Annotated in this window: 14 protein-coding genes and 1 tRNA gene; 8 read left to right on the top strand and 7 right to left on the bottom strand. The window is 70.0% G+C overall.

From position 1 onward, the window contains the following. Positions 1–102: 102 nt before the first annotated feature. Both ACFXBC_RS07705 and ACFXBC_RS07700 read right to left on the bottom strand, forming a co-directional pair. Entirely contained in the window at positions 103–243 is a 141-nt protein-coding gene (locus ACFXBC_RS07705) for a universal stress protein (RefSeq protein ID WP_385019819.1), read from the bottom strand. Positions 244–303: 60 nt separating this feature from the next. Further along, entirely contained in the window at positions 304–1755 is a 1452-nt protein-coding gene (locus tag ACFXBC_RS07700) for an AAA family ATPase (RefSeq protein ID WP_385019944.1), read from the bottom strand. Between the two features lie 383 nt (positions 1756–2138). Between ACFXBC_RS07700 and ACFXBC_RS07695 the strand changes: the two genes are divergently transcribed. The 4 genes from ACFXBC_RS07695 (at position 2139) to ACFXBC_RS07680 (ending at position 7518) form a co-directional block, all read left to right on the top strand. Next, positions 2139–2828 (top strand): helix-turn-helix domain-containing protein, encoded by a 690-nt coding sequence (locus tag ACFXBC_RS07695; RefSeq protein WP_385019817.1) that lies wholly within the window; start codon positions 2139–2141, stop codon positions 2826–2828. Between the two features lie 289 nt (positions 2829–3117). After that, on the top strand, positions 3118–4740 hold the full coding sequence (locus ACFXBC_RS07690) for a N,N-dimethylformamidase beta subunit family domain-containing protein (RefSeq protein ID WP_385019815.1): 1623 nt from the start codon (positions 3118–3120) through the stop codon (positions 4738–4740). Between the two features lie 497 nt (positions 4741–5237). Continuing rightward, positions 5238–5310 (top strand) — tRNA-Arg (locus ACFXBC_RS07685). Between the two features lie 1008 nt (positions 5311–6318). Beyond that, on the top strand, positions 6319–7518 hold the full coding sequence (locus ACFXBC_RS07680) for a PIN-like domain-containing protein (protein ID WP_385019813.1): 1200 nt from the start codon (positions 6319–6321) through the stop codon (positions 7516–7518). A 475-nt stretch (positions 7519–7993) separates the two neighbouring features. Here the strand turns inward: ACFXBC_RS07680 and ACFXBC_RS07675 are convergent, their stop codons facing one another. Then, a complete protein-coding gene (locus ACFXBC_RS07675; protein ID WP_385019811.1) occupies positions 7994–8845 on the bottom strand; it encodes a carbon-nitrogen hydrolase family protein in 852 nt (283 codons plus the stop codon). 517 nt (positions 8846–9362) lie between these two features. Here ACFXBC_RS07675 and ACFXBC_RS07670 point away from each other — a divergent pair. Beyond that, entirely contained in the window at positions 9363–10706 is a 1344-nt protein-coding gene (locus ACFXBC_RS07670; RefSeq protein ID WP_385019809.1) for a lipase family protein, read from the top strand. A 232-nt stretch (positions 10707–10938) separates the two neighbouring features. Here ACFXBC_RS07670 and ACFXBC_RS07665 read toward each other — a convergent pair whose 3' ends face one another. Further along, positions 10939–11472, bottom strand: a complete 534-nt coding sequence (locus tag ACFXBC_RS07665) for a MarR family winged helix-turn-helix transcriptional regulator (protein WP_385019807.1) — start codon at positions 11470–11472, stop codon at positions 10939–10941. A gap of 185 nt (positions 11473–11657) precedes the next feature. Between ACFXBC_RS07665 and ACFXBC_RS07660 the strand changes: the two genes are divergently transcribed. Next, positions 11658–13346, top strand: a complete 1689-nt coding sequence (locus ACFXBC_RS07660; protein WP_385019942.1) for a chloride channel protein — start codon at positions 11658–11660, stop codon at positions 13344–13346. Positions 13347–13516: 170 nt separating this feature from the next. After that, entirely contained in the window at positions 13517–15619 is a 2103-nt protein-coding gene (locus tag ACFXBC_RS07655; RefSeq protein WP_385019805.1) for a restriction endonuclease, read from the top strand. Positions 15620–15775: 156 nt separating this feature from the next. Here the strand turns inward: ACFXBC_RS07655 and ACFXBC_RS07650 are convergent, their stop codons facing one another. After that, positions 15776–16414: a DUF4157 domain-containing protein gene (locus tag ACFXBC_RS07650; protein WP_385019803.1), complete on the bottom strand. Its 639-nt coding sequence runs from the start codon at positions 16412–16414 to the stop codon at positions 15776–15778. A 530-nt stretch (positions 16415–16944) separates the two neighbouring features. After that, a complete protein-coding gene (locus tag ACFXBC_RS07645; protein ID WP_385019801.1) occupies positions 16945–18396 on the bottom strand; it encodes an MATE family efflux transporter in 1452 nt (483 codons plus the stop codon). A gap of 86 nt (positions 18397–18482) precedes the next feature. Between ACFXBC_RS07645 and ACFXBC_RS07640 the strand changes: the two genes are divergently transcribed. Next, positions 18483–19352, top strand: coding sequence for a class I SAM-dependent methyltransferase (locus ACFXBC_RS07640; RefSeq protein ID WP_385019799.1), 870 nt, complete (start codon positions 18483–18485; stop codon positions 19350–19352). Between the two features lies 1 nt (position 19353). On the opposite strand, the gene ACFXBC_RS07635 is transcribed toward ACFXBC_RS07640, so the two are convergent. Beyond that, positions 19354–21126, bottom strand: a complete 1773-nt coding sequence (locus ACFXBC_RS07635) for an MFS transporter (RefSeq protein ID WP_385019940.1) — start codon at positions 21124–21126, stop codon at positions 19354–19356. Positions 21127–21379: the final 253 nt, after the last annotated feature.

Genomic DNA, 21379 nt, shown 5'->3' with positions numbered 1-21379 from the left:
CCCCGCCTGCGCGCGGCCCCCACCCGCCGCCCACCCCCCCCCCCGGCCCCCGGCGGTGCGCCCCGCCCGGGCCCCGGGACGGCGTCGTGACGACTCGCGACGTCAGCCGCGCGGGATCACGGCGACCGGACACGGTGCGTGGTGCAGGACCGCGTGCGTGACCTGGCCCAGCAGATGCATGACGCGGTGTGCGGACCTACGGGCGCCCATCACGAGCAGCTCCGTGTCCGTGGCCGCCTCCAAGCACGGCTCCGGCGAAGATCCCCGGTGGCCCCGAGGTGGCGGCCGATCCCCCGGCCGAGCTCAGTCAGGCGCCAGGAACGGCCGCCGGGAGACCGAGACCCCCGTACGCCCGTCGCCGTCAGGACACACCGCCGCGACCGCTCGTCCGACAGCGGCCGGCAGGGCCCCGCCGGTGTCGACCGTGACGGCCTCCGGCCAGGGGTCCGCCGCCGCCTCCATGGCACCGCCCACCACGGGACCCGCGTCGGAGGGCCCCGGCCGACGAGCAGCGAGCCGCCGTGCGGCGACCTCGGGCGGGACCTCGCAGCGTACGGAGACCAGATCGGCATCATGGTGCCGTGCCGCCTCGGTGGCGGCGCTCCGCCACGTACTGAGGTTCCAGGTCGCGTCGACCACCACGGATTCCCCGGCCGACAGCAGCGCAGAGGCGCGCTCGATCAGCTCCTCATAGGTGCGCCGTGTCCATTCGCGGGTGTAGATGCCTTTCTCGTACTCGGCAGGGGCGGGCCGTTCGGGCGGCAGGCCCGCCAGCTCCTTGCGGATCCGGTCGCTGCTCAGCAGGGTCAGGCCGAGCCGGTCGGCGAGCCCGCCCGCCAGGGTGGACTTGCCACTGGCGGGCAGCCCGCCGACCAGGACGAGCCGTACCGCCGATGCCCGCAGATGGCGCACCGTGATGTCGGCGAAGCGTTCCGCGTCCGATCGTGCGGCGGCAACGTCCTGCTGCTCCCGGAAGAGCGCGACCTTGGCGCGGACGAAGGCCCGGTAGGCGACGTAGTGGTGGCGGAGGGACGCGGGCGCGTGGTCGCCCGAGTACTCGCCGTACCAGGCGAGGAAGGAGGCTGCGGCCTCAGGCGCTCCGAGCCGCTCCAGATCCATGGCGAGGAAGGCCGCGTCGTCCAGACCGTCGACATACCGCAGGGCATCGTCGAACTCCAGGCAGTCGAGGACACGGGGCCCGTCGTCGAGACAGAAGATGTCCTCGGCGAGCAGGTCGCCATGGCCGTCCACCACGCGCCCCTCACGGACACGGGTGTCGAAGACGTTCTGCCGGCCGGCCAGATAGCGGCGCGCGAGATGCGCGATCTCACCGATGTGAGGCAGCGGAGAGCGCGCCTTCAGCGCGTGGATCTGCTCGAAGCTGTCCTCCCAGCGACCGAGCAGAGCGTCCCGGGTCCCCTCGTGGGAGATCAGCGCCGTCCGCGGGGAGTCCGCGTGACACGCGGCCAGCAACCGGGCCGTCCGTCGCAGTGCGTCGTCGACCGGGGCCCCGATGCCGACCAGATGGGAGAGTCTGCGTCCGGCCGGCATCCGGCGCATCACCACGACCGGCTCGGAAGGCCCGCCCCACGGCAGAGCGACCTTGGCGATCCCGTCGTACACATCGGGGGCGAAACGCCGGTTGAGCAGGACCTCCCGTTCGCACGCCGCGTGCCGGGCGCCGGGCGTACGGAAATCGAGAAAGCCGAGGTCGACAGGTTTCTTCAGCTTGTAGACGTGGTCCCCGACGAACATCAGGACCGCCGTATGCGTCTCGGTGACCGCAGCGGGCCGCGGGCTCTCCGCACCGCTGCCGGTATTTCTGGCCGTACCGCCGAAGCTCTCAACACCCCCGGTGTTCTCTGCGGAATTGGACGCCATCACCACATCACCGGCTCCTCCACACTGCGACCGCTGCCCGCCTGCGGGCTGTCCCGCCGCGGGAGCGCGGGACCGTTCGACCCCGTGTCCATGGTGCGCGCGTCGCGCCGGGCGCGCAGGGCCGTACAGCCCTCTCACCCGCCCACGGGCCGGTCGGCCCCCGCCCCGGAACCGGACGGCCCATGCGTCACCGCCCGGCGGCCGAGCACGGTGAGGGGGACAGGGCCAGTGCCGTAGCCGAAGGATGTGTGGACACCATGGCCGATCACCCGAGCCCGAGGGAGACCACACGCGCCCGGACCACCCACCCGCCGCGAAGCGACCTCGGCAGACGCGTCACGGCACGGCGGGAGCAGCTGGGACTGAGCCGGGAGGCGCTGGCCGGGCGAGCGGGGTCGGCAGCCGGCTACATCCAGTACGTCGAGAAACGGCAGGCGGCCCCGAGCACCGGGTTCATGCTGAGCCTCGCCGACGCGCTGGAGACCACGGTCGAGGCGCTGACCGGAAGCGATACGGAGCTGCCTCCCGGAACAGGGCAAGCCGCCTACCACCCGGAGCTGCGGACGCTGAGCGTCGAGGAACGCGGCGAACTGCTGTCGACCCACGGTGTCGGCAGGGTCGCCGTCTCCACCCGGGACGGGCCGGCCGTCATTCCCGTCAACTACGTGGTCGTCGACGGCGAAATCTCGTACCGCACCGCTCCCGGAACGGTGGCGGCGGAGGCCGCGGGCCAGGAGGTCGCCTTCGAGGTCGACCACATCGACGAGGCGATGAGCAGGGGCTGGAGCGTCAACGTGGTCGGGACCGCTCGGACCGTCCCCGACGGCACGGCGGCCGAGGATCTGGCCCGGCACGCCCCCACCACGCCATGGGCAGGCGGCGACCGCCCTCTGTGGCTGACGATCGCGCCCACCCGTACGACGGGACGCCGTATCGCCACCACGTGAGCCGACGGACCGGATCGCCACCACGTGAGCCGACGGACCGGGGTGCCGACCTGCTCCGCACTTGGCCCGATGTCACCGAAAGCATCGGCGGGCACGCCTGCGAGCTGTGAGGACGGCCCGGACGGCCATTCGCGGACGGTGGTCCCTGCCCGCGAATGGGCCGTCCTGCGTTGGTGGGGCACGCCCTGCCGAACGATGATGATTCCGATTCACGGCGGTTCCGGCGCGCACCACTGCACCGACCAGGGCGGACCTGTAACCGAGCCGGGCGGACTGGTGAGAGGTTCGGATGGGCGACGACACGGAGCGTGGGGGTCACCGTCGAGACCACGTGTCGGACGGCGCCGGGGCGGGCCTGGACCGCAGACACTTCCTCGGTACCGCCGCCGCGGTGGGTGCCGGCGGCCTCACGGCGGGCCTGGTGGCCGGATGCGACCCATCGCCCGGCGGCAGCACCGGCGCGGCGCCCCACCCCGACGCGTCGAACTCGGCCGAGGGAGTCAAAGCCGCCGCCGAAGCGGAGCGGGCCAGGCCCGGCAGCCCCGACTGGCGGATCCGCTCGCAGGGCCCGCCCGACGCGGTCGAGGGCTACACCGACAAGGTGAGCGTGCTGCCCGGCGAGGAGTTCGGTCTTCATGTCTCCACCACCGCCCCCGGCTTCCGGGTCTCGGCCTACCGGGTCGGCTGGTACGGCGGGGCACAGGCCCGGCTGGTCTGGCGGTCGGACCGGATCGCCGGGGGCTACCAGCAGCAGCCCCAGATGATCACCGATACCCGCAGCGTACGGGCGGACTGGCAGCGCACCCTCGACGTCCGTACCGAGGGCTGGCCGTCCGGTGCGTATCTGCTCCGGCTCGACGCGGAGCACGGGCACCAGCGGTACGTACCGCTGATCGTCCGCTCCGCGAGCGCCTCGGGCGCGACCCTGCTGATGCACGCGCCGACGACCTGGCAGGCGTACAACGCCTGGGGCGGGTACGGCCTTTACCGGGGACAGGACGGCGCGTACACGACACGTTCGCTGGCCGTGGGCTTCGACCGGCCGTACGACAGGAGCGGCGCGGAGAAGTTCATGGTCTACGAACGGGCTGCGGTCGTCCTCGCGGAGCGGCTCGGCATCCCGCTCGCCTACACCACCGGGCTGGACGTCCACTTCACCCCGTCTGTGCTCCGGGGGGCCGTGACGGCCGTCTCGCTCGGCCACGACGAGTACTGGACCCCGGAACAGCGCCGGCACGTCACCCGGGCGCGTGACACGGGGACCAATCTGGTCTTCCCGGGCGCCAACACCTGTTTCCGCCGGGTCAGGTTCGACCACGGACCGTCCGGCGCCGGCCGCACCGTGGTCTGCTACAAGACCGCCTACTCCGACGACCCGCGCTTCAAGGACCACCAGGGCCTGCCGACCCACGACTTCCGCCAACCACCCGCCGCGGACCCGCAGTCCACGCTGACCGGCGTCCTCTACGAGGGATTCCCCACGGACGCGCCCTATGTCGTCCACAGCCCGGACCACTGGCTCTTCGAGGGGACCGGGGTGAGACGGGGCGACTCGTTCAACCACCTGGTGGGAGTGGAGTACGACCGGGTCACCCCGGGCGCGCCGACCCCGGCGCCCCTGGAGATCCTGGCCCACTCCCCTCTGGTCTGCAACGGCCGGAAGAGCCACTCGGACTCCGCGTACTACCCCGTCCCGAGCGGGGCCGGCGTCTTCTCCTCCGGGACGATGCGGTGGGTCGAGGCCCTGATGGCCGGAACCCGGGACGGCGGCCGCCACCACGGAATGGACACCCGGACAAGAGCCTTCGCCACCCGAACCACCGAGAACGCCCTCCGAACCTTCGCCACCGGCCCAGCGACGAGGTCCCGGCCTGCACCGAGGGACAACGTACGGAGCGTGTACGTAAGCTGACCGGCTTTGAATACGACCAGACGACGGGACCGGTGGGCGGCTGGGCGACTCGGCGGAGGCTAGGCAGCCGGGCCGGCGCGGACGACGGGGCAACTCTGGACGACCGGACGACTGGGTAACCGCAACTGACCGCCACTCAGCCGGAGCCGTACCAACCGCCACCTTGCCGAAGAGCTGATCCCGGTCGGGTGGGCGCCCTCCGGCTCTGGACCGACCTCCCCCAACCCCACACCGCCTCCGCCGCTCAACCACAGCCCCGGCACACACAAGCCGCAGGCCAGAAGCCCGCAGCAGCCATCTCCGCACGGCACCCCCGACGCGGGGCCCTGTCACCGGCGTGCATCCGCTACGCTGTCCCTGGTCAGTCATCGGTATGTCCCACTGTCTGCTCAAGCAACACCGCAGAGAGCACGCACCACGCCTGACCAGCGGGCTTGTACTACGCCTCGCGGAAGATCCGCTCACTGGACTTTCCGCAGGGATTTCCACAAGCCCCGGCCTCCGTAGCTCAGGGGATAGAGCACCGCTCTCCTAAAGCGGGTGTCGCAGGTTCGAATCCTGCCGGGGGCACACTGTTGATCAGGGGCGTCACACCTCTTCTGCCAGGTCAGAGAGGGTGCGACGCCCCTTTTCGTTTCTTGGATAACGCTGGGACTATCCCCTCAATACGTCGCGGATACACCCCTAGCACCGGAGCTCACCGCCTAAATTCCGCCTAAACGATCTTGAAGAATGCGCAGGTCGGAGCAACAAAAGCGCGGGCCCCCCTCTCGGCAGAGGGGGCCCGCTGTACCGGAGAACGTCACCGAGGGCGGCATGGCGTCGCCCCGGGATTGACGAAGGATGTCGCGGCCACGCGGCTCTACGAACGGCTCGGTTGGCAGAAGATCGGCGAAGCCACTCACCACTTCGGAGCGGACCAGAGCATCCCTGCCGTTTGCTACGTCTCGTCCCCAACAGCCTGAGCTGTTACAAGTCTCTACCTCATCAAGGCACCCGGCTCCGCTGGGGCGCCGCTCCTGCCTTCGGCTCGCTCCGTACCGCTGCGCCGACGCCCGCCCACTGTGGATAGGCCCGGAGGAAACGAGTCGAGCACCCGACACGCTCGCGGCCCACGGTCACAGACGATGCCTCCGGCGGGGGATCGGCCGGCACCGGGTGAGAGGGGGCGCCGTTCCCGGCCGCGGGCACATCGTGGCGAGCGCGGGGGCTCCCATCCCGTCCACCATCGACCCAGGCAGAGCCGAGCAGACGCGGCCCATGGCGTCAAGGTCGTTCGTATAGTGGCGCGCTCCACCTTGACGCCCTGAACCGCGACCGCTCCACGGAGTGTGGGTCGAAGGCGGACGGGATGGGATCTGGAGTGAGTGGTGTGTTGATGGCTGCGGACGCGATCAACGGTTTCGTCGGCCATCGCCGTCTGCGAGCTGCACCAGAGCACCAAGAGGTCTCGGCATACACACTCCTAAGAGATCCCCAGTCGTCTAGCCTGATGCGGGTGGTGATCCATTGCAGCGATTACCGAAGGAGGAGATTCTCGTTAGCTCTTTTCTGGATTCATTCTCCAGCCATTGGAGAATGACGAAAAGTGAACTCTCACTGGCCCTTAAAGAGTCCCTCGTCGTGATCGATTCCAGTGTTTTGCTGGACCTTTATCGTGTCACGCCGAACGCCAGAAAGGAAATGATCGACAGTCTATTCACAATCGAGGAAAATCTCTGGGTGCCGCACCAGGTTGCGCTTGAGTTTCATCGAAACCGAGTCGAAGCCGCCCGCGACCAGCTTGCTTTCTATGATGAGACGTGCAAATCGTTGGAGGCGGCGCAGAATCAAGGGCTACAAAGGCTTAATGAGTTTGCAAACCGGTCGGCCCTTGATGAAGATGAGAAGAGGAAACTGAAAGAGCCGCTCGAAAACGCCTTCCGTGCAGCTATCGAACGAGTTAAATCTCATCAAGGGGTATTTGACCTGACGCTCAGTAGAGTGCTAAATGACGACCCTGTACTGAAAGCGCTAGCAAAGCTTCTAGACGGAAGGGTCGGGCAGCCTCTACCCGGAGAGGAGTACAGCAAGGCGCAGGCGGAAGCTGCGCGCAGGAGAGACGCCAGAATACCGCCAGGATTCAAGGATAGGGGTAAAAGGACCAATGCCGATGGAGATTATCTGTGGTGGGAGCAAACTCTCATCAAGGCCACGGAAGTGCGCAAGCGCGTTCTCATCATCTCCAACGACGAGAAAGAAGACTGGGTGAATAAAAGACTCGACTTCTCCCTAGGGCCCCGCGAAGAGTTGACGGAAGAGATGCAGCAGCGTGCGGGGGTTTCCTTGCGGATCGTAAACTTCGCCACCTTCTTGGAGTCGATGAGGGTTGGCACCACGGCTTCGGTGAGCCGCGAGACGCTATCCCAGGCAAATAGCGCTAGACGGCAGAGCGCGAAGCGGTCTAAGCGAATCTTCGTGAGCGCCGTCATTGTTGACGAATATGAAGCATTTCTTTGTCGGGCGCTCGAAAGAAGGGAGAAGGAGCTTGGGGTGAGCATTGCAGAGCGAGCCAGAATGGCAGATGACCCAGACGCGATGGAAGTGATAGACAGCCGGGTCGCCCAGATTCAGTATGCGACGAGGCTCTATCAAAGGGAGCTGAGTGAGCTACGAGAGGCTGTCGCAACGGCTCCCCGCGTGAAAGGAGACCTTGCTTTGCATATCGACAACAATTCCTTGCGGAACTCGCTTCTTGAGCGTGCTTATAGGGCAAGGGAGGAGGTAGGCGCGCCGTGAGGTCGGCGGTACGGCTTCGGGCTGGAGCTGCTGCAATGTGAATGATCATGACGGGCGCCGATGGAGCAGCGGTACAGCAGCGGCATACCGCAACCTCAGCAACCGACATCGTCCGGTAGCAACGGTCCAGGACCGCATAGCGGCCGGTATGACCATCGTTGACCGTTCCCATTAGCGCTACGGATCAGAAGTTCCCCGTGCCAAAACCGCGCCAGATGGGGCGGGGACTCACAGGGAACCGCAAACGCCGACAGGGACCACAGCGGGCAGACGCCGAAGTCGACATCGTGCAGGTCAGACCCCAACTCTCCCCACCTCGCTCCTTAAAGCGGGTGTCGCAGGTTCGAATCCTGCCGGGGGCACAGCAAGAAGGGCCGGCCCAAGGGATTTCCTCTCCCGGGCCGGCCCTTCGGTGTTGTAGTGCGCGAACCCCGGCCGTGGAGGCCGGAGTGCTTGCCGTGGCCATATCTCGTGGTCAGAAGTGCGTGCGGTCGGCACTGCGTGCGTCATGGACACGCCGCTCTCGATAGATCTCTCCATTCCGAGCTGACTGCCGCCAAGGCCCGGCCTTGTTGAGCGCGAACTCCAGGCCGGGTTGGGTGCGATCGAGATCCACGCAGACCAGTCCCTGCTTGCCGTCTGTGGTGCACCTGCCGAGCCAATAGCCGTGTGGGCCGACGACCCCGGAGGGCATAGCGGAACTGCACTGAGACGGAACCGATACGGACACCCAGCGGTTCTGAGTGGCAGCGTGGCTGCGTGCGAGCACGTCGAAGATCGGATCCTTGGAGAAGGACGACAAGAGGACGCAGTCCGCGCCCAGGGCGGTGTACTCCATGAAGAGTTCAGGGAAGTTGACCTCGATACACAACGCCGTGCCGAACCGGAAGCCGTCGACTTCGAACAGCAGGGGCCTGAAGCCGGGCGAGTACCAGCCGGACAGTTCGTTGTACGAGCAGCGGCGCTTGTCATAGCGGTCGATCAACCGGCCTCCGTCCGAGATGACGTAGAGGCTGTTGTGGGGCAGATGCGGAGCGGCGAGCCGGTGGCTGGAGCCGACGACAACCCAGAGGCGGAGTTCGCCGGCCAGCCGCGCGATGAGTTCCAACTGCTCTGTGAGACCGCTCCAGTTGATGTCCCAGCCTCGTAGAGCCTCCTCGGCTTCCCCTCCTGAGGGGTAACCAGAGATCGCCCCTTCGGGAAAGTGCACGAGCCGGGCCCCCATTGCCGCTGCCTGAACCATCAAGTCCCGCGCGGCTGTCGCATTGACGGCCGGGTGGGTAGTGACGGGGCTCTGCGCAGCTGCGATCCGCACCTTGTCTGCCATGCACATGTGTCTATCGCATTTCGTTGGCAGAGCTCTGCCCGCCCGTCCGGCTACCTCAGCGACGTGATTTTCCGGCCGACGGAACGAAAGCTGTCTACCGAGGAAGTGATCGACCATGCCTTGGTCTGCCAGCCGATTGCCTCGTGACACTGGAACTCAGCTGCGTAGCCCTATCAGGTGGGTCGCCGCGGAGGCGGTGCCGAGGAATACGCAGCCGAGCCGTCGTGGCGGGTGGCCGCCACCCGATGCTGCTTCACGCGGCCGATCGCCCGTTCGACGGTACCGCTCTCCGCCGAGGCCGAGGCCGGGGCCGCCCGCCGCGTGGGCCTCTGCGCAGGCGGAGTACTCGGCTGCCGACAACGGTAAAACTCTGCCGCCCACCCCTGTACACCCGAACTTACCGCCAGTAACTTACTGCGCAGTAACGGCAGTTGCCACGGCACGCATCGCCACCGCACACATCGCCACTGCACGCACCACCACTCCACACACCGCCACCGCACGCATCGGGAGAGTCATGAACCGGAGAACCGCAGGTCTGCTGGCCACCGCCGCTGTCGCCGCTCTCACCGTCGGCATGGCGCCGGCTGCGACGGCCGTGCCCGCCGGGGGTGGGCAGGTGAGCGCCACGGCGTCCGATCCGTTTTACAGCTACGACGGCAGCAAGCCGCTTGCCTCGTACGCGCCGGGCGATGTGCTGAAGAAGCGCACGCTGAACTATCACGTCGTCGGCATCCCGACGCCCCTGAAGGCCACCCAGCTGCTCTACCGCACGACCGACGCCCAGGGGCGGCCGTCCGCCAATGTGACCACGGTGGTCCGCGGGCTCCACAGTGACGGCAGCAAGGCCGTGTCGTACCAGTCGTTCTACGATTCCCTCGACCCGGCGGACGGGCCCTCCCGGGCCATCGCCGGGGATGTCTCACTCGGCGGGCTGATCGCCAACGCCGAGAGCATCGTTCTGGCGCCGCTGCTGCTCCAGGGCTACGACCTCGTCATCCCGGACACCGAGGGCCAGAGCGCCGACTTCGCGGCCGGGCCCGGTTACGGGACGAACACCCTGGACTCGGTCCGGGCGAGCACCCGCGCCGAGGAGACCGGCCTGAGCAGCAGCACCCGGTTCGGTCTCTTCGGCTACTCCGGCGGTGCCATCGCCACCAGTTGGGCCGCGGCACTGGCCCCCTCGTACGCCCCCGATGTGAACAGGCAACTGGTCGGGTTCACCGAGGGTGGGCTGCTGGTCGACCCGGCGCACAATCTGAAGTACGTCGACGGCGCCCCGGTCTGGAACGGCGTGATCCCGATGGCCGTCCTCGGCGTCTCCCGCTCGTACGGCCTCGACATCAAGCCGTATCTCAGCGCGAAGGGGCTCCAGGTCTTCGACTCTCTCGAACACGGCTCGATCGTCGATGCGTTGGGCCACTACCCGGGGATGACCTGGAAGGACCTGGCGAAGCCGGAGTACAAGGACCCGGACTCCATTCCGCCCTTCGTCGAGGCGGTCAACAAGGTCAACCTCGGTCAGGCCGCCACCCCGACGATCCCCGGGTTCATCGGGCAGGGGAACGCGGGGAAGCTGGAAGGGACGTTCAACAACCCCCCGGGTATCGGCACGGGGGACGGCGTCATGGTCGCGGGCGATGTGCGGGCGCTGAGCCGGCAGTACTGCGCCACCGGGAACAAGTCGATCAAGTACGAGCAGTACGACCTGCTCAGCCACGTCGGCAGCATGCCGTACTGGGCGCCGCGCGCGATGGCCTGGCTGAACGACCGCTTCGCAGGCCGGACCGCCCCGACCAGCTGCGGCAGGATTCCCGCGGGGAATTCACTGGAGGTGGAGAAGCCGGCCGTCGCGAAGTGACGCGGAGCGGCATTGGACGACAGCGGCCTTGAGTGAGGTGCGGTGCGGCCTTGAGTGAGGTGCGGTGCGGCCTTGAATGATGGGGAGGCAGGCAGGCAGGTGGGGTGAGGGCATCGGCGGCCGGGGCAACCACCACCCCGGAGGCCCCGCCTGCCTCCCTCTACGCACCCGCCCCGCCTGCCTCCCCCTACGCGCCCGCCCCCGCCGGCCCCTCAGTACGCCGCCCCGCCCCTCAGCCCCCGCCCCCTGCCCCCGGGGTCGCCCAGCCCAGGGGGTACAGCTCCGGACCCGGGCGGCCCGCCGTGGGCTCGCCGCCCGCGTCCGCGAATGTGGTCAGCGCGTCGACCAGAGCGGTGCGCTGGGACGGGGCCATGCGTTCCACGATGGTGGCGATCTCCGTGCGGCGCCGGGTCGTCACCTGCTCCACGATGCTGTGCCCCTCGTCGGTCAGCTGAAGCAGAGTGGCGCGGCGGTTGTCGGGGTTGATCCGACGGTCGACAAGACCGGCCGCGATCAGCCGGTCGGCCATCCGCATCGCGGTGGACGGGTTGACCCCCAGCCACTCCGCTACGTCCACCAGCTTGGCGGCCCCACGGGTGGAGAACGCCACGAGCAGCCGGAACTGCGGCAGTGTCACCCGGTCCTCGACCGCGGCCAGCGAGCGTGCGGAGACCGCGACGAGCACCCGGGAGGCGGTCAGTACCGCCCGTGTCACCGCGTCGACGTCGTCCGCGGCGCTCCCCGAGGGGTTTGTAGCTTCGACCATGCCCTCCTTTCTACCTCGGGTTGATCCTCCCTTGACAACGTTTGCATAATGCAAACTAAGAGAGAGGCAGGCCCATGACCGGAAGCGGCACAGCGGAACCCGACCACCCGATCACCCTCCCGGCCCCCCGGGACAGGGGCGGACCGGCCCCCGTCGCCGGGCTGCGTACCGCGTCCTGGGGGCTGATGGTGCTTGCCGTGGTGGTGGGCGCCGGGGCCGGGCTGGGGTCGATCGCGTTCCGGTGGCTGATCCAGACCTTCACGCGGCTGTTCTCCGGACACGCCGACTACGCGGGCGCCGGGCACGCCGCCAACCCGCACCTGCCATGGTTCGGCATCTACTTCGTCGTACTCGCCCCGGCCGTGGGCGGCCTCCTCTACGGGCCGTTGGTGGACCGTTTCGCCAAGGAGGCGCGCGGACACGGCGTACCCGAGGTGATGCTCGCCGTCGCCCAGCGCGGCGGCCGGATCAACCCGCAGGTCGCCGTGGTCAAGGCCGTCGCCTCGGCCCTGTGCATCGGATCCGGCGGCTCGGTGGGCCGCGAGGGTCCGATCGTCCAGATCGGCTCGGCGCTCGGCTCCACACTCGGCCGGGTGATCAAGGTCGCCGAGGGCCGGATGCGGCTGCTGGTGGCCTGCGGGGCCGCGGGAGGAATCGCGGCCACCTTCAACGCCCCGCTGGCCGGGGTGTTCTTCGCCATGGAGCTGATCCTGGGCGCCTTCACCGCCGAGGCGTTCGGCGCGGTCGTGATCTCGTCCGTCGTCGCCTGTGCGATCGGCCGCGCGGCGTTCGGCGATGTCGCCTTCCTCACCCTGCCGGCCTTCCATGTGGACCACGTCGCCCAGTTCGGCCTGTTCGCCGTTCTCGGCGTGGCCGCGGGCGCCGTAGGTGTCGGCTTCACCCGGGTCCTCTACTGGATCGAGGACGCCTGTGACTGGCTCTGGCGCGGCCCGGAATGGCTGCGTCCGGCCGTCGGCGGGCTGCTGCTCGGCATACTGCTGCTGGCCCTGCCCCAGATGTACGGAGTCGGGTACCCCGTCCTGGAGAGCGCCGTCAAGGGCGGTTACGTCGTCGGGTTCCTGCTCCTGCTGCTGGTCGGCAAGATCCTCGCGACCAGCCTGACCATCGGTATCGGCGGCTCGGGGGGCGTGTTCGCACCCAGCCTGTTCATCGGGGCCATGCTGGGCGCGGCCTACGGCAGCGCCGCCCACGGGGTGCTCCCCGGCACCGCCGGATCGGCCGGCGCCTACGCCCTGGTCGGCATGGGCGCCGTCTTCGCCGGGTCCTCACGCGCCCCGATCACCGCCGTCGTGATCCTCTTCGAACTCACCGGCCAGTACACGATCATCCTGCCGCTGATGCTCGCCGTCGTACTCGCCACCGCCACCAGCCGGCTGCTCTCCCACGACACCGTGTACACCCTCAAGCTCCGCCGCCGGGGCATCGACCTCACGGCGCCCGCGCAAGGAGCGGAACTCGGCTCCCAGAAGGTCGCCGCCGCCATGGAGGAGCTGCCGTCCCCTCTCGCCTCCCGGGCCGAACTCCCCGAGGCCGCCCAGGCCCTGGGCCTTTCGGGGCATGGCGCGCTCCCTGTGCTGGACTCCGGAGGCGGCTATCTGGGCACCGTCACCGCCCGGGCCGTCGCCGAGGCCCTCGCCACCCCGGTCGACGACGCCCCGGGCCGTCCGCGCACCGCGGGCGAACTCGCCGAACTCCCGCCCCTGATCACCACCGGGATGCCCCTGGCCACCGCGCTGCACTCGCTGGTCACGGCCCCCGGCACCGGCCTGCCCGTCCACGACGGCGACCGGCTCGTCGGCTGGCTCACCCACCAGAGCGCCCTGCGCAGCCTGCACAGTAAAGTGAACGCATAGTGAAGGCATGACGGAGGCGGAGTGACGGCCGTCTGCGGCAAAGGTATGGGCGAGCGGTTGCCCGGCCACTAGAGTCGGCTCATCACTGCTGGTTATGGGGCCAGGAGCTGGTTATGGGGCCAGGATCCGGTGGATGCGCACCGGTCGCTGGTGGGGAGGTCCTGTAGAGCATGAGCCGTCGTTCCAGTGGACTGGCCGGTGTCTGGGCCGAGGCGCAGCGCCAGCAGCAACGTCAGCGTGAGGCGCAGGCCCGGTACCAACGGGAGCAGGAGCGTCAACAACGCGCCTACCAGCGGGAGCTCACCCGCAGCCGCCGTGAGCAGCAGGCCGCGTACCGCGAGCAGCGCGAGACGGATGCCAGACGGCGTACGGAGGAACTCGACGCCAGAGTGGCGGCGTTACAGCGGCTGCTGGCCGCGGGGTGCCGCGCTCCGGCGTTCAGGGCCGAGGCGCTGACCCGTACCGAGCGGATCGAGGCGTTCGCCCCGGGGCAGCTCGCGCACCCTGTCCGTATGCCCGACCCGAACCAGTACCAGCCCCAGGGCGGCTGGTCCGCCGGGCGGCGGGCCCAGGCACAGGCGGAGGCCTGGTCCAGGTTCGAGCGTGACCGGCAGGCGGCTCTGGCGGCCGAGGCACAGCGCCAACACCAGCTGGCCGCCCACCAGTCGCAGTACCGGCAGTGGGCCGATACCCAACTCCGCGAGATCCGGCGGCACAACGCCGACATCGCGGAGATGACGGCGGCGCTCCGCGACGGAGATCCCGGGGCCGCGGTCGAGTACTTCTCGGCCGCCCTCTACGCCTCGGCCTCGTGGCCGGACGATCTGCCCCGCCAGGTGTCCGCCGCGTACGACTCCGGTGCGCGCCAGCTGGTACTGGACTGGGAGCTGCCCCCGTACGACGTCGTCCCCGGGGCGAAGTCGGTGCGCTATCTGATCAACGCCGACCAGGAGAAGGAGACGCCCCGGCCGGTCACTCAGCGCCGCGCCCTGTACCGGGACGTACTCGCCCAGTGCCTGCTGCTGGTCCTGCGGGATCTCTTCGCGGCCGACGAGTTCGGCGCGCTGGAATCGGTCGCGCTGAACGGGTTCGTGAACGACCACGATCCGACGACCGGCAGACGGGCCCCCATGGTGCTCGGCACGGTCATGGCGGACCGTGCGACGTTCGCCACGCTCCATCTGGAACAGGTGAACGCCGTCAACTGCCTGGTGGACGGCCTCCGCGGCCGGCTGTCCGCGCGCCCCGACCAGTACGTACCGGTACGGCCCTGCCGGGTTCCCGAAGACGTCGGGAACGGCGTCGTCACCCATGGGGGCGAGGAGGAGCCGGATCTGTACGCGATGGACCCCCTCGCCTTCGAGGGGCTGGTGGCCGAGCTGTTCCGGGCCATGGGCATGCGGGCCGTGACCACCCAGCGCTCCAACGACGGCGGCGTGGACGTCGATGCGCTGGACCCGGCCCCGATTCGCGGCGGCAAGATCGTCGTACAGGTCAAGCGCTACCGCAACACCGTTCCCCCGACGGCCGTCCGCGATCTGTACGGAACCGTCCAGGATGCCGGTGCCAACAAGGGCGTACTGGTCACGACGTCCTCATTCGGCCCCGGCTCGCGCACCTTCGCCCAGGGCAAACCCCTGGAGCTGGTGACCGGTGCCGAACTGGTCGACCTGCTGCACCGGCACGGGCTGCGCGGGCGGCTGGGCAGCGGCGAGCGGCAGGGGCCCGGCCGGCGCCCGGAACCGGCCCCGGCACCCGGGGCCGCGCCGGGCACCGGGACCCGTACGGATGACCACAACGTACTGGGCATGTTCTGGTCGGGCAGCGTCGCCCTGGACGTGTGCGCTCTCGTCTGCCACGGCAACCGGGCCTTGGACGACGACCACTTCGTCTTCTTCAACAACCCCCGGACCCCGGACGGTACGGTCCGCGTGCTGGCTCCCGCCGCGCCGGACCGCGCCGCCATCCAGGTGTCCTTCGACGCCCTGCCGGCGCGCGCCGACCGGCTGGTCGTCATCGCGGCGGCCGACCCGGTCGCCAACCCCACGGCCGATCTGTCCGGGTTCACCGACGCCGGGATCCGGCTGCTGGACGCCGCGGGAACAGCACTCGAAGAGCTACGGGTCTCCGACGGCAGGCCGGGCGAGACGGCCCTCGTCCTGGGGTCCTTCCGCCGCCGCGCCAACGGTGACTGGGAGTTCGTCCCCGGAGGCAGGGGGTACGGAGGCGGCCTGGAAGAACTGATCCAGGAGTACGGCATCGAGGTGGACTGAGTGGGCTGAGAGGAACGACGGGGCAGGCCGAGGGGTCCGGACGCACGGGCCGGACCGATCCGGGCGCACGGGGCCGGGCGGATCCGGGTGCGCGGGGCCGGACGGATCCGGGCGCATACAACGGGCGGGCCACTCCCCAGCAAGCAACCCGCGGGGCTACTCCTCGGTCTCCTGCGCCTCTTCGCTCACCGTGGCCGGGGCGGGCTCGGACATCACCCGGGTGGCATTCGACTCCGCCTCGCGCTCGAAACGGTCGGAGGGGTCGCTCACCCGCAGCCCGTCGCCGTGGTCCGTACCGGCCACCGGCCCGGAACGCTGCTGGATGACATGCGTCAGCTCATGCGCGAGCGTGTGGGCGTCCCCGCCGCCGTCCCCGATGACCACATGGTTGCCGGATGTGTAGGCGCGGGCGCCCATCTCGGCCGCGGACGCCCTCGCCGCGCTGTCACTGTGGACACGGACATCGGAGAAGTCGGCACCGAGCCGGGCTTCCATGTCCGTACGGGTGCCGTCGTCCAGGGGACTGCCACCGCCGCTCAGGACGTCGTGCACCGCGGAACGCTGGATCTGCGGCTGCTCCTCGCCACCGTGACCGCAGCCGGCACCGTGCTGGTGCTCGTCCTGCGCCCAGGCGTGCCCGGACTGGCGGAGCATCTGGACGACGGCGGCGTTGCCCGCGTTGCCCTGGAGCCCCAGCAACCCGGGCAGGGGTGCGTCGGTCCGGGCCGGGGAGCGGTGCGTCGGGATGCGGCCGTGCCCCGCATTGGCGTCTATGTCCCGGTCGGAACTGTGCATACGGGTCTCCTGGATGACGGTGCCGCTCTCTTTCTAACCGCCGCCCCACGGAATATCCAGAGGCGTGAGGGCACTGTGCGCCGCCTGAACGGGCACCACACCGGCAAGAAATGGGCAAGGCCGGAGGTGCCGGGCCGCTTGGCGGGTGCTCCCGGGGGGGGGGCTCGGTAGCGGGTTGCTCAGGGGGGCCGGACTGCTCGGGGGGAGGCTCGGTGCCGGACTGCTCGGTGCCGCCCGGGTTGTGCCCGGGAGACGTACGCCGTCCGTCCCTACCGCCTGATTGCGCCCCCGCGATCCGGCGCCGCACCGCTGAGCGCGCTCCCGCGCCCGACCGGTGCGCCGCTCCGGTACCTCACCCGGTGGTCGTCGGTGGGTTCCCACACCTGGCGGCATTCCGCGCAGTACCAGCGCCAACTGTCCGGGGCCTTGGGCCCGGTGGTGCTGGTGTCCTTCCACAAGGGGCGCGGTTCGCGGCAGTGGGGGCACTGCGGCGGTCTCAGCACCATGGGAACGTCTCATCGGCCATCTCCTCAGCCTTGCGCCCCACCCGCCGTACGTCCGGTGGACTCGCTGCTGCCACCCGTACGGATTAAGGACACCGGGCCCGGATCCGCCACCGGATCCGCCACTTGGTCCGCCACCGGGTCCGCCCCCGCGATGCGGCGGCCGTGCCGCAGGAACGAGTACGTCTTCGTACCGGCCTGCAGGAGGTTCGCACCGGCCAGCGCCGCCCAGAGGCCCGTCAGTCCGTACCGATCGGCCACCGGGACCGCGACTGCGGCAAGTACCCCGAACCACACGGCCGTTGACACCAGGCTCGGGCCGGTCTTCCGGAGGCCGACCAGGGCGAATCCGGCCACCGCCTGCAGCGCGTCCGCGACCACTACCGCGAGGACGAGAGGCAGCAGTCCCCTCACCTGGTGGCTCAGCGAAGGGTCCGTGGTGAACAGGCCCACCACGGGTACCCGCAGGGCGAACAGCGCCGCCCCCAGCACGGCGACCGCGCTCAGGGCCACCCGTACCCCCGCCCCCACACTGCGGCGGATCATCGGGAGGTCGCGCCGGGCGGCACAGTCGGCGATCAGCGGGACCGTGGACTGGCCGACCGCGACCGCCGCGGTGAAGATGATGTTCACCAGCGACTCCGAGACGCCGTGCACGGCCGCCGCGTCCGTACTGATCCGGGCCGCCGCGAACGTCAGCACGCCCAGTACTGAGAACTTCACCAGGACCGTACCGCCGAGCGGGATGCCCACCGCGGCCAGCCGCAGTACGCGCCGCGGTTCGGGCCGTCCGGGCCGCAGCGGTCGTCCCCTGAGTACGGTCCTCCGGCGCAGGGCGAGTTGGTTGAGGCCAGTACTGATCAAGCTGGACGCGAGCATGGCGACACCCGCGCCGGTCAGGCCCAGACTCGGCAGCGGCCCCGGGGCGCCGACCAGCAGGACCGACAGGGTGACGGATACGGCGGTGCCCACCAGCCCGGAACGCATCACCTGGGCCGAGTGACCCAGCGCGACCAGCACCGATGTCGCCGAACCCCCGACGGCGATCAGCAGCACGCTGCACGCAAGGAGCCAGGGCAGCGGCCCCAGTTGGCTGAGCACGGCGGGCCGCACACCCCACAGTCCACCGATGAACGGCACGGCGGCGACCACGGCAGCGCACACCCCGCCGACCGCGAACGCCAGCCACATCCCGCTGCGGACCAGGGGCAGCAGTTCGTCCTGGTTCTCACGGTGGGGCGCGATGAACGGCATCACGCCACGCAGCGCGCCCACGACGGTTGCGGTGGCGGGCGCGAAGACCGCCACCGCCACCGCGAAGGCGGCCAGCGAGGCGGTCGCGTGCCGGCCGAGCAGCGCGGTGTCGACGAGGGATCCCGCCGACGCGGCCAGGGTGGTCACATAGAGCGGGGCCGCGGTCCTCGCGATGGTCATGAACGCGCCGCGGTCGTGGCTCACATGGCCGGGGTCGATGCTCACACAAGGGAATCCTGCCACCCGCACTGATTAAGGGACAGCGGAATCACGCCACCGGCCGACAGAGGATGATGAGGGATGAGCACGCGATGAGCACTGAGGGGGTTCTGCGGGTGGACTCGGCTTTCGACGTACACGAACGGAAGATGTGGGCCGGGCGGGCCGCCGCCTACCGGGGCAGCTTCGCCGACCTGTGCGCGCACACGGTGGACGACCTGCTGGACGCGGCCGGTGTGCCGAGCGCCGGGGTGGCCGGTACGGACACCCGCGCCGGCGGCGGGGACTCGGTACTGGACGTGGGGTGCGGGACCGGGAGCGTATCCGCCGGCGCCGTGGCACGCGGGGCGCGTGTGACCGGTGTGGATGCCGAACGCACCATGGTCGACGCCGCGCGCGTACGGGTGCCGGCCGCTGCGTTCCGGGAGGCCGTCCTCCCGGAACTCCCCTTCACTGAAGCGGAGTTCGACGCCGTTGTCGCCAACTTCGTCATCAACCACGTGGGCGACCCCAAGGCCGCGCTGGCCGAGATGCGACGGGTCGTGCGGCCCGGCGGCCGGGTGGCCGTCACCATCTGGCGCGGGGCGGGAGCCGAAGGACAGGCGCTGTTCTGGCGGGCGCTGGAGGCGGCCGGGGCGGAGCGGCCCAGCGGGCTGCCACGGCTGGCGGCGGAGGCGGAGTTCCCCAGGAACGAGGACGGCTTCGGCGCCCTGCTCGGCACCACGGGGCTGCACGACGTCCGGTGCGCTGCGGTCACCTGGGAGTATCGCGTCGACCCCGAGGTCTGGTGGACGGCGGCCACGGCGGGGGTGGCCACCATCGGGCTCGCGGTCGGCGGTCTGACGGACGGGATACGCGCCCGGGTGAAGCAGGAGTACGACGTCCTGGCCCGGGAATTCACCACACCGGGCGGCGAACTCGCCCTGCCTCACACGGCGTTGCTGGCCTCGGGGGTGCGCTGAATCAGGGGTGCCCCGAATCCGGCTTCCCGGGGGTCAGGTGCTGGCCGGGGCCGCCCGCGGGAAGGGTGTCCTTCAGTTCGTCCGGGCACGGGGTTCCGCGCGGCAGCCGGTAGGGCGATGCCAGGTGGTAGACCCCGGCCTTGGGGGCGAGCAGTTCGGTCCACTCGTCGCCGTCCGCGTCCTTGTCGGTCCGCACCAGGCAGCCGTGGGCGTTGGCGAAGACCTTCGGCTCGCCCTCGGCCCGTCCCTTGGACGCCTCCGTCTCCTGCGGCGGCTCCACACTCTTGCCCTTGGCGTCGACCAGACCCAGCCAGGGCGAGTACGGGATCCGGATCAGCACCCGGCCCCGCTTCCGTACCCGTACGGTCAGCTCGCCCTCCTCGGCACGTTCCACGGTGCCCGGCGGGTCGGCCATCGGCGTCGGCCGGTCGACCGCGAACAGCTGCCAGTTGGCGTCGCCCCAGAGCCGCTTCAGATACGGCAGGCCGTCCTGGACGAGCTTCTCCTCCTGGCCGGCCCCGGTGTCCGGCTCGCCGGTGGGCAGGACGACGTACCGGACCGCCCAGCGGGACAGCCAGGCCCGGTAGTTGACCGAGTCGAGCGAGTCGTCGTAGAAGAGCGGGTTGCGCTCCATGTCGGCCTGGCGGTTCCAGCCGCGGGCGAGATTGACGTACGGGGAGAGCGCGGACGCCTCACGGTGGCTGCTGGCCGGGACGACCTCGACCCGGCCCTTCTCGGCACCGTGCTTCTGCAGCTCGTTGACGAGCGGGGCCAGCTCCCGGGTCCAGGAGGCGGCGGGGGCGGTGCGCACCACGTCGTCGACGCCCTTGAAGCCGATCCACACATTGAGCCCGGCGAACGCGATCACGAGCGCGTACCACTTGCGCGACTTCGGCACGGTGTACGGCAGCGCCGCGAGCAGCACCACACCCGCGAAGATCATCGGCAGCCGGGAGACGTTCGAGCCGATCTGTGAGTCGATCAGCCAGGTCAGCACCACACCCAGCGCGTAGACGGCAGCGCCGGTACGTACCGTGCGCCACTCCCTGGGGACCAGGAAGAGGACGAGCACCCCGTAGAGGAAGGGCAGCGAAGCCGTCCCCACGGACATCGGCTGGGTGCCGGAGAACGGGAACAGCCAGGCCGACAGCGCGACCACGACGACCGGTGCGAGCCCCAGCGCGTAGGCCCCGGGCCGCCGCTTGTTGAGGAAGAGCGCCGCGGCCACGACGCCCAGGAAGAGCCCGGCCACCGGGCTGCTCGCGGTCGCGATCCCGGCGAGCGGGGCGGCGACCCACGCCTTCGCCCAGCGGCGCTCGCGCCAGCGGTGCGGCCAGCAGAAGACCGCGGCCACCGCGCCCATGGCGAACATCGTGCCGAGGCCGAAGGTGACCCGGCCGGAGAGCGCGTTGCAGAGAAACGCGAAGTCGGCCGCGAGCGCGCACAGCAGCGGATTGCGGACGGCACGCAGCCGGACGAGGATCAGCGCGGTCAGCGCGGCCGAGACCGTCCCGGCGATCATCATCGTCGTACGGACCCCGAGCACGGACATCAGATACGGCGAGACCACGCTGTACGAGACGGGGTGCATCCCGCCGTACCAGGCGAGGTTGTACGCGGACGCCGGGTGGCGCCCGACGAACTCGGCCCAGGCGTCCTGCGCGGCGAGGTCTCCGCCGCTGTTGGCGAAGAAGAAGAACCAGAGGATGTGCGTGACGGCTGCGACGGCGGTCGCGGTGACGACGGGGCGGGCAGCCAGCCAGGACCACGGCATCCGGTCCGAAGGCCGCTGCCCCGGTCCGCCCCCCTGGCCGCCCTGTGAGAGCAGGCCGACGCGGCCCCCGGCACGGGGGCGCCCTCCGCCTTCTTCACGTATCGGGTCTGCAGTGGTCACCAAGGCTCGCTCTCCTGCGAAGGAGGACGCAGTCCCCGCGCCCAGAGTTGCCCAGCGACGCTAACACGTACGAAACGGGCTGCCGCCGCCGGGCGGGGGTGGGGGGGGGGGGGGGGCCCCGGCGGAACGCCCC

The sequence above is a fragment of the Streptomyces sp. NPDC059398 genome (assembly GCF_042751845.1).
Lineage (GTDB): Bacteria > Actinomycetota > Actinomycetes > Streptomycetales > Streptomycetaceae > Streptomyces.
Note: the sequence above shows the minus strand (reverse complement) of the source record. Positions and strands in the feature narration are given on the sequence as shown.

Excerpts from the sequence above, each read along its gene's own strand:
- ACFXBC_RS07640 (WP_385019799.1), top strand. The coding sequence starts at position 18,483 with ATGAGCACTGAGGGGGTTCTGCGGGTGGACTCGGCTTTCGACGTACAC.
- ACFXBC_RS07695 (WP_385019817.1), top strand. The coding sequence starts at position 2,139 with ATGGCCGATCACCCGAGCCCGAGGGAGACCACACGCGCCCGGACCACC.
- ACFXBC_RS07690 (WP_385019815.1), top strand. The coding sequence starts at position 3,118 with ATGGGCGACGACACGGAGCGTGGGGGTCACCGTCGAGACCACGTGTCG.
- ACFXBC_RS07660 (WP_385019942.1), top strand. The coding sequence starts at position 11,658 with ATGGTGCTTGCCGTGGTGGTGGGCGCCGGGGCCGGGCTGGGGTCGATC.
- ACFXBC_RS07655 (WP_385019805.1), top strand. The coding sequence starts at position 13,517 with ATGAGCCGTCGTTCCAGTGGACTGGCCGGTGTCTGGGCCGAGGCGCAG.
- ACFXBC_RS07665 (WP_385019807.1), bottom strand. The coding sequence starts at position 11,472 with ATGGTCGAAGCTACAAACCCCTCGGGGAGCGCCGCGGACGACGTCGAC.
- ACFXBC_RS07700 (WP_385019944.1), bottom strand. The coding sequence starts at position 1,755 with ATGTTCGTCGGGGACCACGTCTACAAGCTGAAGAAACCTGTCGACCTC.
- ACFXBC_RS07635 (WP_385019940.1), bottom strand. The coding sequence starts at position 21,126 with ATGCCGTGGTCCTGGCTGGCTGCCCGCCCCGTCGTCACCGCGACCGCC.
- ACFXBC_RS07680 (WP_385019813.1), top strand. The coding sequence starts at position 6,319 with ATGACGAAAAGTGAACTCTCACTGGCCCTTAAAGAGTCCCTCGTCGTG.
- ACFXBC_RS07650 (WP_385019803.1), bottom strand. The coding sequence starts at position 16,414 with ATGCACAGTTCCGACCGGGACATAGACGCCAATGCGGGGCACGGCCGC.
- ACFXBC_RS07670 (WP_385019809.1), top strand. The coding sequence starts at position 9,363 with ATGAACCGGAGAACCGCAGGTCTGCTGGCCACCGCCGCTGTCGCCGCT.
- ACFXBC_RS07675 (WP_385019811.1), bottom strand. The coding sequence starts at position 8,845 with ATGGCAGACAAGGTGCGGATCGCAGCTGCGCAGAGCCCCGTCACTACC.